Origin of the sequence: Peribacillus sp. NPDC060253 (genome assembly GCF_042727425.1) — a bacterium.
Lineage (GTDB): Bacteria > Bacillota > Bacilli > Bacillales > DSM-1321 > Peribacillus.
This window is the reverse complement of sequence record NZ_JBHXAS010000121.1, coordinates 1-14,121: the sequence shown is the minus strand read 5'-3', so window position 1 is coordinate 14,121 and position 14,121 is coordinate 1. Positions and strand designations below refer to the sequence as shown.

Annotated in this window: 16 protein-coding genes and 1 pseudogene; 10 read left to right on the top strand and 7 right to left on the bottom strand. The window is 40.0% G+C overall.

Annotated features, from left to right (window positions below):
- The first annotated feature begins 195 nt into the window (after positions 1 to 195).
- The 5 genes from ACFWE9_RS22160 (at position 196) to ACFWE9_RS22140 (ending at position 4,854) form a co-directional block, all read left to right on the top strand.
- Complete coding sequence (locus ACFWE9_RS22160; protein WP_230155031.1) at positions 196 to 1,374, top strand: ABC transporter substrate-binding protein; 1,179 nt, start codon at positions 196 to 198, stop codon at positions 1,372 to 1,374.
- Positions 1,375 to 1,538: 164 nt separating this feature from the next.
- The gene (locus ACFWE9_RS22155) at positions 1,539 to 2,417 is read left to right on the top strand and encodes a branched-chain amino acid ABC transporter permease (protein ID WP_377358834.1); all 879 of its coding nucleotides are present in this window, start codon (positions 1,539 to 1,541) and stop codon (positions 2,415 to 2,417) included.
- 13 nt (positions 2,418 to 2,430) lie between these two features.
- Entirely contained in the window at positions 2,431 to 3,393 is a 963-nt protein-coding gene (locus tag ACFWE9_RS22150) for a branched-chain amino acid ABC transporter permease (RefSeq protein WP_377358832.1), read from the top strand.
- On the top strand, positions 3,368 to 4,147 hold the full coding sequence (locus ACFWE9_RS22145; RefSeq protein WP_377358830.1) for an ABC transporter ATP-binding protein: 780 nt from the start codon (positions 3,368 to 3,370) through the stop codon (positions 4,145 to 4,147). Before ACFWE9_RS22150 ends, ACFWE9_RS22145 begins: the two co-directional genes overlap by 26 nt.
- Positions 4,147 to 4,854: an ABC transporter ATP-binding protein gene (locus ACFWE9_RS22140; protein WP_230155035.1), complete on the top strand. Its 708-nt coding sequence runs from the start codon at positions 4,147 to 4,149 to the stop codon at positions 4,852 to 4,854. The genes ACFWE9_RS22145 and ACFWE9_RS22140 overlap by 1 nt, the downstream gene beginning before the upstream one ends.
- Positions 4,855 to 4,967: 113 nt before the next feature.
- On the opposite strand, the pseudogene ACFWE9_RS22135 reads toward ACFWE9_RS22140, so the two are convergent.
- Positions 4,968 to 5,231 (bottom strand): annotated as a pseudogene (locus tag ACFWE9_RS22135) (transposase); the annotation flags it as partial.
- 389 nt (positions 5,232 to 5,620) lie between these two features.
- Between ACFWE9_RS22135 and ACFWE9_RS22130 the strand changes: the two are divergent.
- A complete protein-coding gene (locus ACFWE9_RS22130) occupies positions 5,621 to 7,504 on the top strand; it encodes a S8 family serine peptidase (protein ID WP_377358827.1) in 1,884 nt (627 codons plus the stop codon).
- Between the two features lie 134 nt (positions 7,505 to 7,638).
- Here ACFWE9_RS22130 and ACFWE9_RS22125 read toward each other — a convergent pair whose 3' ends face one another.
- From ACFWE9_RS22125 to ACFWE9_RS22110, 4 genes are all read right to left on the bottom strand, one after another.
- Positions 7,639 to 7,809, bottom strand: coding sequence for a hypothetical protein (locus tag ACFWE9_RS22125; RefSeq protein WP_377358825.1), 171 nt, complete (start codon positions 7,807 to 7,809; stop codon positions 7,639 to 7,641).
- Positions 7,810 to 7,818: 9 nt separating this feature from the next.
- Complete coding sequence (locus tag ACFWE9_RS22120) at positions 7,819 to 7,941, bottom strand: VOC family protein (protein ID WP_377358823.1); 123 nt, start codon at positions 7,939 to 7,941, stop codon at positions 7,819 to 7,821.
- Positions 7,942 to 8,092: 151 nt separating this feature from the next.
- Complete coding sequence (locus ACFWE9_RS22115; protein ID WP_230155041.1) at positions 8,093 to 8,284, bottom strand: hypothetical protein; 192 nt, start codon at positions 8,282 to 8,284, stop codon at positions 8,093 to 8,095.
- 226 nt (positions 8,285 to 8,510) lie between these two features.
- Entirely contained in the window at positions 8,511 to 9,689 is a 1,179-nt protein-coding gene (locus ACFWE9_RS22110) for an MFS transporter (RefSeq protein ID WP_377358821.1), read from the bottom strand.
- A 255-nt stretch (positions 9,690 to 9,944) separates the two neighbouring features.
- Between ACFWE9_RS22110 and ACFWE9_RS22105 the strand changes: the two genes are divergently transcribed.
- On the top strand, positions 9,945 to 10,178 hold the full coding sequence (locus ACFWE9_RS22105) for a hypothetical protein (RefSeq protein WP_377358819.1): 234 nt from the start codon (positions 9,945 to 9,947) through the stop codon (positions 10,176 to 10,178).
- A gap of 264 nt (positions 10,179 to 10,442) precedes the next feature.
- Here ACFWE9_RS22105 and ACFWE9_RS22100 read toward each other — a convergent pair whose 3' ends face one another.
- On the bottom strand, positions 10,443 to 10,634 hold the full coding sequence (locus ACFWE9_RS22100; RefSeq protein WP_377358816.1) for a hypothetical protein: 192 nt from the start codon (positions 10,632 to 10,634) through the stop codon (positions 10,443 to 10,445).
- Between the two features lie 142 nt (positions 10,635 to 10,776).
- On the opposite strand from ACFWE9_RS22100, the gene ACFWE9_RS22095 reads away from it, so the two are divergent.
- The 3 genes from ACFWE9_RS22095 (at position 10,777) to ACFWE9_RS22085 (ending at position 12,640) form a co-directional block, all read left to right on the top strand.
- Complete coding sequence (locus tag ACFWE9_RS22095) at positions 10,777 to 11,196, top strand: hypothetical protein (protein WP_377358814.1); 420 nt, start codon at positions 10,777 to 10,779, stop codon at positions 11,194 to 11,196.
- Positions 11,193 to 11,330, top strand: a complete 138-nt coding sequence (locus ACFWE9_RS22090) for a hypothetical protein (RefSeq protein WP_377358812.1) — start codon at positions 11,193 to 11,195, stop codon at positions 11,328 to 11,330. The genes ACFWE9_RS22095 and ACFWE9_RS22090 overlap by 4 nt, the downstream gene beginning before the upstream one ends.
- A 722-nt stretch (positions 11,331 to 12,052) precedes the next feature.
- A complete protein-coding gene (locus ACFWE9_RS22085; protein WP_377358809.1) occupies positions 12,053 to 12,640 on the top strand; it encodes a hypothetical protein in 588 nt (195 codons plus the stop codon).
- 89 nt (positions 12,641 to 12,729) lie between these two features.
- Here ACFWE9_RS22085 and ACFWE9_RS22080 read toward each other — a convergent pair whose 3' ends face one another.
- Entirely contained in the window at positions 12,730 to 13,290 is a 561-nt protein-coding gene (locus ACFWE9_RS22080) for an HD domain-containing protein (RefSeq protein WP_377358807.1), read from the bottom strand.
- Positions 13,291 to 14,121: the final 831 nt, after the last annotated feature.

The window sequence follows — 14,121 nt, the reverse complement described above, 5'->3', positions numbered from 1 at the left end:
TGCTATCTGTGAAAAATATCCTATTTAACGAAATCTTCTCGTAATTATTGTATAGACGGAATGAAAATTATGCGGTAAACTATTTTTCGAAATATTAATTTAATTTAAAAAATTTCATCTAATCAATTTTTTCTGGGGCGTCTTGAATAAATATTCATGCATCAGAGCGATGATTACAAAATGGAGGGATTATTTATGAAGAAGAAAAAACTAGCAGGTGCATTCCTTTCTCTGACACTTGCTGCAGGTGTGTTAGCAGGTTGTTCCGGCTCTGGATCATCAGAAAAATCAAGCGGGGATGGAGATACGATCAAGATTGGTGTCAACCTTGAATTATCAGGCGGTGTAGCATCATATGGTCAATCAATTGCAGAAGGCCTTGAACTTGCGACAGCAGAAATCAATAAAGAAGGCATTGACGGAAAAAAAATCAAACTTATAAAAGTCGATAATAAATCAGAAGCGTCTGAAGCAACAAGCGGGGCAATCAAGCTGACATCACAAGATCAGGTTGCAGCGATTGTAGGTGCAGCGACAAGTACGAACTCGATTGCACAAGTACAGATTGCACAAGATAATAAAGTGCCAGTCATCTCACCTTCTGGTACAAGCCCTGAAATCACTTTCAGCAAGGATAAATTGAACGATTATATTTTCAGGACAAGCTTCATCGATCCGTTCCAAGGAACGGTTGCTGCGAATTTTGCCACTAAAGAAATCAAAGCAAAAAGTGCAGCCATCTATATTGACAGCTCAAGTGATTATTCAAAAGGATTAGCGGCAGCCTTTAAAGAACAATTCGAAAAAAATGGCGGAAAGATCGTGGCTGAGGAAGCTTACATTGCGAAGGATACTGATTTCCGTTCCACATTGACTCGTCTGAAATCAGCAAAACCTGATTTCATCTTCCTTCCTGGTTACTATGAGGAAGCTGGACTGATCGTGAAGCAAGCACGTGAAACTGGATTGGACGTTCCATTCATGGGCGGCGACGGCTGGGATTCTCCTAAGCTAGTTGAAATTGCCGGTCCAAAAGCGCTAAATAACACGTTCATCACGAACCATTATTCCTCAGGTGACCCTGATGAGAAAATTCAGAATTTTGTGTCTGCATTTAAAGCGAAGTACAAAGATAAATCCCCGGATGCATTTAATGCTCTAGGATACGACACTGGATATTTCCTTGCAGATGCAATCAAACGTGCTGGTTCAGCTGATTCAGAAAAAATTAAAGAAGCATTGGAAAAAACGAAAGACCTTGAGCTTGTAACAGGTACATTTACATTGGATGAAAAACATAATCCAATCAAATCCGCTACCATACTTGAATTTAAAGAAGGAAAACAAGTATTCAACACTAAAATCAATCCTTAATTTCGGAGAACAAGTCCAACCCTTTCGCCGGCCCTTCTTTCATAAGAAGGTGCTGGCGAATTCTCATTTTTCAAGAATACCAGCTCACAGAAACTTCCCTTAAGTGGATGCAAAGAGTCTGGACTTATCACTTATAAAATTTAGATTTTCAAGGAGAGTCGAACATGGAATTGATACAACAGTTAATAAACGGGGTTTCACTAGGAAGTATTTATGCCCTTATCGCTCTCGGATATACGATGGTTTACGGGATTGTTAAATTGATAAACTTCGCACATGGCGATGTATTCATGGTCGGCTCATTCGTTGGGTTTTACTCGATAACGGTTCTGGATCTGTCATTCGTGCCAGCCCTATTAATCTCGATGACGGTCTGTGCACTCTTTGGGGTGTTGATTGAGCGAATCGCGTACAAGCCATTGCGTAACGCAACACGTATTGCTGCACTTATCACGGCCATCGGGGTTTCCCTTTTGATCGAATACGGATTCATCTACGTCCGCGGTGCACAGCCGGAAGCTTATCCGAATGATGTATTGCCGGTAGACAAGTTCAATATTTTTGGAGTTTCCATCAATAGTCAATCCATTTTGATTTTTGGAGTGGCTGTCGTTCTTATGATCATTCTTCAAATCATCGTTCATAAAACAAAAATAGGAAAAGCGATGCGTGCCGTTTCCTTCGATGCGGATGCCGCTAAGCTGATGGGGATAAATGTAAATAACACGATTTCTGCCACCTTTGCAATCGGTTCCGCATTGGCTGGGGCAGCAGGTGTCATTTTCGGTATTTACTATATTAAGATCGAGCCGCTTATGGGCGTGCTTCCGGGATTGAAGGCATTTGTTGCCGCCGTACTTGGAGGGATCGGGATTATACCGGGCGCGATGGTCGGGGGCTTATTGCTTGGTGTCATCGAGGCTTTGGTCAGTGCAGCCGGTTACTCACTATGGCGTGATGCGGTAGCCTTCGTCGTACTGATTCTTATCTTGATTTTCATGCCACAAGGCTTATTCGGTAAAAATAAAAAAGAAAAAGTATAGGGGAGACAAAGCAATGACTACAATTAAGCGAGCAAAAGGTTTTTGGCTCTCGATTTCACTATCATTGATCTTTTTCGCCGTAGTTCAAGTGTTAATCGGCGGCGGATCGCTAAATCCTTTTTATCAAAATACGCTCATGTTCATCGGAATCAATATCATTCTGGCAGCGAGCCTTCACTTGATCATCGGGATAACCGGGCAGTTTTCCATCGGGCATGCCGGATTTCTTGCAGTTGGCGCCTATGCTTCAGCCGTCATGACTATGAAGCTGGAAATGCCATTTGCTTTAGCTTTGATAGTAGGCGGTTTGGTTGCAGCGTTGGCCGGGTTGATCATCGGTATCCCGAGCTTGCGTTTAAAGGGTGATTACCTGGCGATTGCGACTCTGGGTTTTGGGGAAATCGTCCGGATCCTGCTTTTGAATATCGATTATGTCGGCGGGGCGAGCGGCATGCAGGTTTCCCATTTGACGACTTGGCCGTGGGTGTTCGCTTCCGTAATCGTTACGCTCATCGTCATCAGGAACTTCACAAGCTCTACACATGGAAGAGCCTGCATATCGATCCGTGAGGACGAGACGGCAGCCGATTCGATGGGAATCAATACGACCTATTACAAAGTTGTCGCGTTTGCGATCGGTGCTTTTTTCGCCGGCATCGCTGGAGGGCTATACGCTCATAATTTCTATATCATCCAACCATCGAACTTCGGCTTCCTGAAGTCATTCGATATCTTGATCTTAGTCGTACTTGGTGGTCTTGGAAGCCTGTCGGGAGCCGTATTGGCTGCCATATTGCTGACTGTTGTCACGACATTCCTCCAAGATTATCCAGAAACACGAATGATCATCTACAGTCTTGTGCTAATCGTCATGATGATTTATCGTCCACAAGGGTTAATGGGGACAAAAGAAATAACTTCCATGTTCAAACGTAAAGGAGGCAGCAGCCATGAAAACAAAAACACCGCTGCTTAAGGTCGATTCGGTCGGCATCCAATTCGGGGGGCTTAAAGCCGTTTCTGATGTTAACGTCGAGCTATATCCTGGGGAATTGGTTGGCTTGATTGGACCGAACGGCGCTGGGAAAACGACTTTTTTCAACTTGCTGACAGGGGTTTACGTCCCGACGGAGGGCACGATTTCTTTAGAAGGCGAGGACTTGAGAAAAAAGCCGCCATATAAAATCACACAAAAGGGAATCAGCCGGACATTCCAGAACATTCGCTTGTTCAGTGAACTATCCGTGATCGATAATGTTAAAGTTGCCTATCATTCCCTTTCAAAACATAGCATTTTAAGTTCGATCTTCCGTATGCCGATCCATTTTAAAGGGGAAAAAGAAATGGATGATAAGGCGATCGAGTTCCTGAAGATATTCAACCTGGATCAATATAAGGATGAAAAAGCGAAGAACCTGCCATATGGTAAACAAAGACGTTTGGAAATCGCCCGTGCACTTGCAGCCAATCCGAAACTGCTTTTACTGGATGAACCTGCAGCGGGTATGAACCCTCAGGAAACGCACGAACTGATGAACTTGATTGCCCTCATCCGGGAGAAATTTGATTTGACCGTATTATTGATCGAGCATGATATGCCGCTCGTCATGGGTGTTTGCGAACGCATATATGTACTCGATCACGGACAACTGATCGCTCAAGGAAAGCCAGAGGAAATCCGTAACAATCCAAAAGTCATCGAGGCCTATCTGGGCGAGGAGGTTTCATAATGTTAAATATTGAGGACATTAACGTCTATTACGGAAACATTCAAGCCTTGAAAGGGATCTCGCTTTCTATTAATGAAGGCGAAATCGTCACCTTGATCGGAGCGAACGGAGCCGGGAAGAGTACGATGCTGAAAACCATTTCCGGCCTATTAAAACCAAAACAGGGGAAAATCATCTATGAAGGGCAATCCATCGGCGGGAAAGCTGCACAATCCATCGTGAAAATGGGCATTTCCCACGTACCTGAAGGAAGAAGGGTCTTTGCTAACATGACCGTTGAAGAAAACCTTCAGCTCGGTGCCTATTTACGGAAAGACAAGGCAGGCATCAAGCAGGATATGGAGAAAGTCTATGAATTATTCCCACGTTTGCTTGAGCGTTTGAAGCAGCAATCCGGAACCCTATCAGGCGGGGAACAACAAATGCTCGCAATGGGCAGAGCACTCATGGCCAAGCCGCGGCTGCTATTATTGGACGAGCCATCGATGGGACTCGCTCCATTATTGGTGAAACAGATCTTTAATATCATTGAAGAAATCAATAAAACGGGTACAACCATCCTACTGGTCGAACAAAATGCGAACCTAGCCCTATCCATCGCAGACAGAGCCTATGTCGTCGAAACGGGCCGAATTGTTCTATCAGGCAAATCAGAAGAACTGACAGCAAGCGAAGAAATCAAGAATGCCTATTTAGGCGGACATTAAACGGCTTTATAGCGGTTTAAGTTTGTAGACAAAAAGGTTTCGGAATGCTCACATTCCGAAACCTTTTTGATTTTTTATTGGATTTGAAGCGGTTATAGAGATGTTTTTTATATATAATCATGCTTGCAGAAGAATCCTTCTTTTGTTCGAGGACGTGTATAGGGTATAACTGGTGTGATCTCATTGTCAAAAAGGTAGTTTGTAATGGCTGGTGTTTTGTAAGCTGCTCCTGCGGCAACAGATTCAGGTTTTTCAACTTTCGCAATCACTTGTTCAACCAGAGGCTCTAAGATATGACTATCAAGCGGATTTTCGGATGTCACTATCGTCCCCAACACAAATCCATTGCGGTCTGCTGCTGCATGGAGGCAAAAAGAGTTCTATCTAAATGTTAAAACAAAGTTGATTGGAACGGAAGGTACGAGACTCCTGCGGGAAAAGCGCGTCCAAGGGAGACCCCGCAGGCGCAAAGGCGCCGAGGAGGCTCCCGGACCGCCCGCGGAAAGCGAGTGCCTGGAGTGGAAATTAACGGTCAAATTTTAAAAACCTAAAAAACTGTAGACAAACTCAATTATTATCGAGTTTGTCTACAGTTTGATACCGCTTATAGCGTTTTTTCTTTTGCCAAATTAGCTATTTTCTTGATAAAAATGTTAGTAAAACTACCTTACACAGTATACAATCTAGTTAGGAATATTAGTAGAATGGGTTCATGATCTAACCTCATCCATAGCTATTCTTAATCATACTTTTTTGGAGTGATATCATGTACAAACTTATTGGGGCCATATTGCCGGTGTTGTTACTGTTTATGATTCTGCCAATCTATCAGCCAGATGCTGTATCTGCAGAAGAAACTCCACAATCCGATGGCGTCATCGTCAAATATAAAGAGACGAACGGTGAGCCGATCAACGATTTGATAGAAAAGGTAGAGGTTCCTAAAGGGGAAACAACAGACAACCTTATCGAGGAACTGGAAGAACAGAGGAGTGTGGAATATGCAGAGCCGAACTATCTTTTCAAGAAGATGGAAAGTCCGAACGATCCTGCCTACATAGACCAGTGGCATCATAAAAAGCTTGGAACAAATGCAGCATGGACAAAAACCATGGGCTCCAAGGAAATGATCGTGGCCATCATTGACGATGGGATCGATCGTGGTCACGGTGATTTAAAGGGGAAAATCGTCAATGCCTATGATACGATACGCAATCGGAAGAATATCGTACCGGCAGGGGAGCATGGAACACATATCGCAGGAATCATTGCCGGTTCCGCGAACAATGGCATAGGTGGAGCGGGTGTAGCCCCGAATGTAAAACTTATGCCGATCAACGTTTTTGATGGCGAGTATGCCGATACGGCCGATATCATTGATGCCATTCATTATGCCGTTCAGAATAAAGCAAACATCATTAATATGAGTCTGGGAGACACCAGTTATTCGGAAGCATTGAATAAAGCCGTCCAAGAAGCCTATAAAAAAGGCATCCTGATCGTCGCAGCTGCCGGTAATGAAGGGGATATGGGGAAAAATGTACAGCGCGTGTATCCTGCTGCATTCAGCAACGTCATTTCCGTTGCCGCCACTGACAATAGGGACAAGCGTCCTAGTTATTCCAACTACCATTCAACAGTCGATATTGCAGCACCTGGAGATGATATCCTTTCAACCTTACCAAATGGTAAATATGGCTGGATGAGCGGAACATCGATGGCTACGCCAATGGTGACGGGTGTAGCGGCACTGATTTGGTCCAATGAGCCCAAACTCAACAAAACGGAGGTCGAATACCGGCTCTATGATTCTGCTGTCGACCTAGGTACAAAAGGGAAAGACATCTACTATGGAAATGGGCGGGTCAACGCCAAAAAAGCCTTGGAAATGAAGACGCTGACCAAACCGGCCGTGACAGCGATTTCCGACAAGGACACCAAGGTCACAGGGAAAATCCCAGCTGATTTCAAAACGGGAACGGTCTCCATTTATACCGATAAAAAACAACTTGCCGAAGTGAAGATCAACGGCGAAAAGACGTTTACGGCGACTATCGCAAAACAAACAGCCGGCACGACAATCTTTACAAGAGTCATCGATAAATCGGGAAATAGAAGTGTACCCGTATCATTTAAAGTACAAGATAAAACGGCCCCTGCAAAACCGTCCGTCAATACTGTAGGTGACAATACTGTAAAAGTAACGGGCAAAGCGGAAGCGAGCACTAACGTCACTATCAAAGCTGGCAGTACGGTTCTTGGCAAAGCAAATGCCAATAGTGCAGGGAAATTTACCGTAACGATATCAAAAAAACAAAAAGCCGGAAAAGTCCTGTTCGTTACAGCCACCGATAAAGCAGGAAATACAAGCTCAATCGCTAAAGTGACAGTCGCGGACAAAACAGCACCAGGTAAACCGTCCGTCAACACAGTCAACACAAAAACGACAATAGTGACAGGCAAGGCAGAAGCCAACTCCACGGTATCCATCAAGCAATCAGGAAAAGTGATCGGCTCTGCCACAGCAACGACTAAAGGTACCTATTCGGTTAGAATTCCTAAGCAAAAAGCCGGAAAGAACCTATATATCTATGCCAAGGACAAAGCGAAAAATGTAAGTGAAGCAAGGAAAGTCACGGTTAAAAAGTGATATAGCCGCTAAGCAACAGCCTCCATACTCAATTGGGGGCTGTTCCTATTATCATGGATGCCTGCATCACTCTTTATTTCCATACATCGCTTCGCCGCTTCCCGCCAGAAGCCGCAATATCATCAGCCAGCTTTTCAATACATCCGATAGTAAGCAAATATGAAAAAAGCCTCATAATCGCGACTCTTATTTTTCGGCATCCTCGGCTCCACAAACTCAAAAAGCTCAATTCCCACTTGTTTATCCGCGATCATATGAGCATTGCGCATTTTATTAACATGATCGCCAAGAAGATCATTCGTCATATTCGTTTTTTACTCATCACCTGCATTAAACGAGGGACCCGCCAATAATTTGAATCCCAACACCTGCTCGTCCCACTTAATCGCAGCATCCAAATCAGGTACAGATAAACCAATGTGGGTAATTGTCGTCATATGTATCCCCCCTGATAATAAAAATACCCTTTTAAGGCGGGGGACAAACGGCTTTTGTTTCGGGACAAAAAAAAAGAAGCAATAGCGAATATTGCTTCTTTGATCTTCTGTTGTTTTATCTACGTCGCAATATCGTCCTTCACGAAATCCTTTAAATTTCACCTTCTTCAACCCTCCTCCAATACTCCACTTTACTTATTAATCCTTTTGCATTACAGGTAAGACAATCCGTATAAATATCGTAGGCACCCGTTCCTGCACAAACATGGCATTTCACGTGAGTTTCTGGTATTTCCTTTTGAATGATTGAAAAAAGTTTTGCAATAAACTTCTTAAAATTCATGTCCAAAACTCCTTTTTTTTTATCATACAACGAAAAAAGAAGAAACAAACAGGAAATCCGATAATATTACTTAAATCACATAAAACCATTACATACTTTACATGGAATTAAAATTAAATGAACCTGCTATGGATTCAAGGTTTAGTGTGCTCTTACACTTCGAAGAATCGACCGATTTCTATTTTAATAAAAAAGAACACCCATAAGGTGTCCAATTCATGTGTATTTACTTCATTTTTCTCAAGATCCATAAGTAAGTCAAAATAGAAATCCCCACTGAGACAGCGGCCATGATGTAAATGCTTCTATACCCATACAGATAGCCGATTTGTCCAAAGACAATGGCGCCGAAGCCGATACCAAGATCGAAGAAGGAGTAGAAGGTGGCATTGGCCATGCCTTTGCGATTTCGGGCAGCTTGTTCGAGAGACCAGGCTTGAAGAGCCGGTTGGACAGCACCGAATCCAATGCCGTAAAATATTGCTGCAAGAAACAATATCGTGTTACTTGGCATCCAGGCAAGCAGCAGCATAGCAGCTACGATAAAAAGAGTAGATGGAATGAAGACAGCTTGATGTCCCTTTTGATCATAGATTTTTCCAGCAAACATTCGTGTGAAAATAAGAGCTAAAGCATAAAGAAAAAAGTAACCTTGAATACCTGTCAAACCTTTTTCGATGGTATAAAGCGGTAAGAAGGTAGCGGTCCCGCCAAAAGTTACCGTAATGAAAAAAACAAGAACCGACGGAGCAACAGCGCTTTTTTCATAAATGTTAAACCTATTCGTTTTAGCGCTAGGAGAAGGCGGAGCTACTTTTTTATAGGTAATGGTTGATGCCATGATCCAAGCGACTAGAGTTAATGCACCGCAAAACAAGAACAACTGTTGAAACGATAAAACATCCGCTAAGAAAAGTCCGAGTGACGGACCAAAAGCCATCGCTAAATTACCCGATAAAGTGAAGTATCCCATTCCCTCACCCCGACGCTTTGCTGGGATCAGATCGGAGGCAATCGTACCCGATGCGGTGGTCGTATATCCCCAGCCAACCCCTTGGGCAACCCTCATTGCACATAACAGGAAAATACTCAGCATAAATCCAAACGAGCCAATCGCCACAGCCAAAAAGGCTAGACCGAAAAGGAAAACAAAGCGTCTTCCCTTTGTTTCCAAGGCTTGTCCAGCGAAGGGGCGGACAATCAGAGCGGAAAATAAAAACATGCCAGCAACTAACCCAATATACCGTTCATTTCCGCCTAGCTCTTTTACAAAAAGCGGAAGGGTCGGGGTAGTCATTTGAAACGTTAAAAAAACAATGAAGTTAGCTAGGAAAATCATAATAAAATCACGCGTCCAGATTTTATTAACAACCGGAAGTTCTTCTGTTAACAAGGGTGCACCCATAATAGTTTATCTCCTTAATCGATAGTGATAATCATTATCATTATACTAAAGATATAGAAGATAAATCCATAAGCAAAAGGAATTAGTGTCTTACAATCATCAGAACGATTTTTCCTACTTAGTACCCCAGGGAAACAATATTTGGGAGATTTGTTAAGAGAACTTATCATTAATATGAAGTTTTAATGTAGGACCTTTCATTTACCACTCATAAGGTATATCATTTGGGAAAATGAGAGATTGAAGGAGTCAATTATGGCTAGATTTACTGAAACAGTAATGGAGAAGGAAGAAGAAGATACACTAAATAGTAGGAAGAAACCGATGGTTGTTAAACTGAATTCTGAAGAACTTGATGACTTTATTCAAAGATTTCCAAATACCGGAGAGTTTATTGGTTTAACCTATCACATCCATGATGATAAGACGGTTACCTTTAACTATCATGTGAACGGCAGAGATCTAGAATTACTGAACTTGGTTAAGTGAATGTACGATGGACTATCCAGCAGAAATGCTGGTTTTTATCTGTTATTTTGATGGACATTCGTCATATTTAGTTTTTTCTCATCACTTGCCCGTACCACTTAATCGCAGCATCCATATCGGGAACAGATAACGGAATTTGATTATTTGCTGTCATTAGGTTCCCCCTATAATGTTTTGGAACAAAAAAAGAAGCAATAGCGAATATTGCTTCTTTGATCATCTATTGTTTCATCTACGCTGCAATATCGTCCTGCACGAAATCCTTTAAATTTCACCTTCTTCAAGCCTCCTCCGATACTCCACTTTACTTATCAATCCTTTTGCATTACAGGTAAGGCAATCCGTATAAATATCGTAGGCTCCAGTTCCGGCACAGATATGGCATTTAACATGAGTTTCTGGTATATCCTTTTGCAAGAATGAAAAAAGCTTTGCAATATACTTCAGAATAATCATCCCCAAAACCTCCTTTTTTTCAATCATACAACGAAAAAACGTGAAGGAAACAGGGAATACAAGAACATTACTTAAAACTAATAAAACCATTACATAGTTTACATGGGGTTAAAGCTTTGCCTGATGGTGATTCAGTGCGTTAATGTCGAGTGATGCAGGGATAGAGACTAAAGAAGCCGCAGTAGAATTAAAAGAAAAGGAAAAAGAAGAAAGGGAAACTTTGATACAAAGTTTAAAACCAGAAAATGTTAAGCAGCAGCCGCTAATAGATTATCTGCATTATAAGTCGCTTACGCAAGATAGGGTTATTGTATCCCTAGTGGGAAGTAATGGTACTTCAGGAACCGGTGCAAGTAATTCCTCCAATAGTTGGGCAGGACGCTTAGAAAAGAGTTTGCGCGCTGATCGTGATGATTTGGAAACACTAAGTTTCATAAATCATGGACATGAGGAGTATTCAACAAAGGATTTACTTGAAGGTAAGAAAATTGAAGCGGTCATACAAGATAAACCTGATCTGATTATATTTGAAAATTCGAAGAAGATTTGGAAAACATTATGACGAAGTTACAGAAAGGGCTGCCGAATGCAAAGATTTTAATCATTTCACCAAACCCAGTCGCAAATAGTAAAGCAGAGAATAGTTTAGGGGTGAGTTATTTTGATTATTTTCAAGCTTCCGAGAAGGTCATTTAAACGAATAACTGGACTAATATAAAAAGCAAAGAGGGAATTGAAAAGAAGCTAAAGACAAAGAATATGAGATTGGCTGATATTTTAACGAATGATAACATTCATCCCAATGACCAAGGACATTTCATATGTTTCGAGGTTATGCACGAATATTTTAAGTTGAAGAAGTAGTGCATTTAGTAAAGGGGAAAAGTGGGTATATCCACGTATATAGTTATTGAAAAGAGAGAGCTATCATATAATTTCAATACTTAAACAGACAATCACTTTCTTTCTTGAATGAATTCGCTCATTTCAACTTTCAAAATTCCTGATCCCATAACATCCTGCATGATTTCCATCCACTCTTATCCATGCCCTTGTCTTCTTGTTCATATAGCAAAGCCATTGAACACTTAGCTCCTTAAAGTTTACCCAGATTTTCACCCATTTTAATGATAAAAAGGTACTAAAATATTGACTCAATCATAACTCTTTACAGTTTTACTTCCTATAGGCATTAAGTTAGGTTTGTGATGTTTAAACATATATCCAATTCTCTTGATGTGCGTTAAAAAATGGGTAACAATTTATAATGTGAATAGGTCAAAAGATGTGAAATATTGTCGAAACAAATTCTTATCAATGAACATATAAGGGTATATAATATTATTATTGGTACGTTATAAAAGACTTAGGACTTGTGTTCGGATTGAGTTTTTAGAAGAAGAGGGGGGAAATAGAATTTGGGTAATACAACAAACATGCTTATTGAGCATCTTGTAAATGGATTTCATTTTTTTGTAGCACTAGTTTTGTTACTGTTATGTATTTTAGATGTGGGATTTTTTAAGCCCTTTTTTACATTTTTAACAGGAAGTAATAAAGATATATTGGTGGCAATTTATATCTTATTTCTTCCATTTGTTTACACGTTAGGGATAATTATTGATCACTTTGTAGATGACATAATCTTTAATAAGCGGGAATTTAAAATAAGGAATGAAATCTTACAAGGAAAATCTTCTAGACAGCTAATCATGCTGACAAATGACCAAAATCAAGCAAGTCAACTGGATTCTATTCGGACAAAGATACGAATTACTAGAACCACTTCTTTTAACTTTGCCATTATCAGTATATTTTCTTTAGCCCTTTTACTAACCCAATTTACCGACTCTACCCATTTTTTGATCATTTTAGTCCTGATCATACTAGTAGGTCCTACGCTTTCCTACTTATCTTATTGGTCATGGAGACAGAATACAGTTTCATTCTGTAATCGTGTAGTCGATGGATATAAAATGTATGAAGAAAAAAACAAAGAAGGTTAAGAAACCCATTATTTTTTTATACATAATTGGCATAGAGATTGACTAGTCAGTAAGGAAGGCAAACAAGGATACATGTTTGCCTTTTTAAGTTAATTGCCAAATGTATTCATAACTGTTATTTTAAGTTGATGATACAGAGGGAAGTCTGGAATCCTTTCTCCGAGTATGTCTACGATTGATTCATAATACCATCGTTGTTGTTCTTTGCCTCTTTTAAATATATTCCACACCTTTTCCCCTTGGACATCAAGATCTTTTTTAACGGAAAGTATATTATGTAACTTATCAGCACAAATTATTTGGCATACTTCTAATGGTGCGTCCTTTTTTAGATAATTAAGTGTATGCTTTTTTCTTTCTTCCCAGGGCTTTTCTTTATATGGTTCTGAACAACCTTCAACCAAACGCATTACATTTTCACCAAATACTTCACTTATTTCTTTGGATACTATGTTCGTATCCTCTATCACATCATGTAAAATCCCTGCAATAATAGTATCTTCAGAACAGTTTACTCCTAATAATAATATTCCTACTGTATATGGATGAGTGATATATGGTGATTGATTTGCTTTTCGTACTTGGTCTTGGTGGGCTATTGCGGCCATTTCAATAACTGCAGTTAATTTATTTATAAAAATTAAATCCATTAAGTCCTCATCCCCTTTTACTAACCAAAAGTTGAAAATGAATTCTTACAATCTTAAGGCCTGGTTATTTCATGTCATAGTTTTATTCGATTTATTATTACTTTAACCCACAATTTATAACTTGTTGATAAATAGAGCATGACTCATGGCTTAACCTATGAATAGTATAGAAGTACGAGGTGGTTTAATGCAATAATTTTACAACACGCAAATTAAAATTTTTGGTTTCAATAATTCACTATTATCTCTGGTAATTATTATTACTTCAAGTTACTCCTACCTACATGTATTTCCTTCGCCATCTAACCTTTTGCACCGCTCAGAAAGGGCTATATTCTATCAAATATTATGCTATATACCTTTTTACTTCTATAATGCATCCCAATACTAAGTAATTCATGAGTTGGTTTGATTATTTCAAATCCGACTTGTTAGCTGTCTAAGACATTTCAATGCATTAAAAGGATGAAGGTTGAGAGGGAATAAATTAAATTCGACGGTTAGCCTTAGAAAATACTTTTACGATGTTATTCATCGTATAGACAAATTTATGTTACTGTAGTAAAATATTCCCACTGATTGTCTTGTTTTGACGATTTTATCTCAATGTTATGTATAGTTAGAAAAGGTTGAGTATAAAGTTATATGAATAGTGGACTACTATAAAGATAAAGGAAAAATATAATTATGCTAGGGGAAATGTATAATGGAACAATTATCGGAAGTTTTTAAAAATCGAATTTCTAAGAACACTGATTTAGAAGAATTGAAAAAAGAATTAGAAATAGTAGAAAGAATTTTTATCGAACAAAAAAAACATCGTAGTGAAAT

Bases quoted from the DNA above. Each gene is read 5' to 3' on its own strand.
- ACFWE9_RS22160 (WP_230155031.1), top strand. From the start codon at position 196: ATGAAGAAGAAAAAACTAGCAGGTGCATTCCTTTCTCTGACACTTGCT.
- ACFWE9_RS22155 (WP_377358834.1), top strand. From the start codon at position 1,539: ATGGAATTGATACAACAGTTAATAAACGGGGTTTCACTAGGAAGTATT.
- ACFWE9_RS22150 (WP_377358832.1), top strand. From the start codon at position 2,431: ATGACTACAATTAAGCGAGCAAAAGGTTTTTGGCTCTCGATTTCACTA.
- ACFWE9_RS22145 (WP_377358830.1), top strand. From the start codon at position 3,368: ATGAAAACAAAAACACCGCTGCTTAAGGTCGATTCGGTCGGCATCCAA.
- ACFWE9_RS22140 (WP_230155035.1), top strand. From the start codon at position 4,147: ATGTTAAATATTGAGGACATTAACGTCTATTACGGAAACATTCAAGCC.
- ACFWE9_RS22130 (WP_377358827.1), top strand. From the start codon at position 5,621: ATGTACAAACTTATTGGGGCCATATTGCCGGTGTTGTTACTGTTTATG.
- ACFWE9_RS22125 (WP_377358825.1), bottom strand. From the start codon at position 7,809: ATGACGAATGATCTTCTTGGCGATCATGTTAATAAAATGCGCAATGCT.
- ACFWE9_RS22120 (WP_377358823.1), bottom strand. From the start codon at position 7,941: ATGACGACAATTACCCACATTGGTTTATCTGTACCTGATTTGGATGCT.
- ACFWE9_RS22115 (WP_230155041.1), bottom strand. From the start codon at position 8,284: ATGAATTTTAAGAAGTTTATTGCAAAACTTTTTTCAATCATTCAAAAG.
- ACFWE9_RS22110 (WP_377358821.1), bottom strand. From the start codon at position 9,689: ATGGGTGCACCCTTGTTAACAGAAGAACTTCCGGTTGTTAATAAAATC.
- ACFWE9_RS22105 (WP_377358819.1), top strand. From the start codon at position 9,945: ATGGCTAGATTTACTGAAACAGTAATGGAGAAGGAAGAAGAAGATACA.
- ACFWE9_RS22100 (WP_377358816.1), bottom strand. From the start codon at position 10,634: ATGATTATTCTGAAGTATATTGCAAAGCTTTTTTCATTCTTGCAAAAG.
- ACFWE9_RS22095 (WP_377358814.1), top strand. From the start codon at position 10,777: ATGTCGAGTGATGCAGGGATAGAGACTAAAGAAGCCGCAGTAGAATTA.
- ACFWE9_RS22090 (WP_377358812.1), top strand. From the start codon at position 11,193: ATGACGAAGTTACAGAAAGGGCTGCCGAATGCAAAGATTTTAATCATT.
- ACFWE9_RS22080 (WP_377358807.1), bottom strand. From the start codon at position 13,290: ATGGATTTAATTTTTATAAATAAATTAACTGCAGTTATTGAAATGGCC.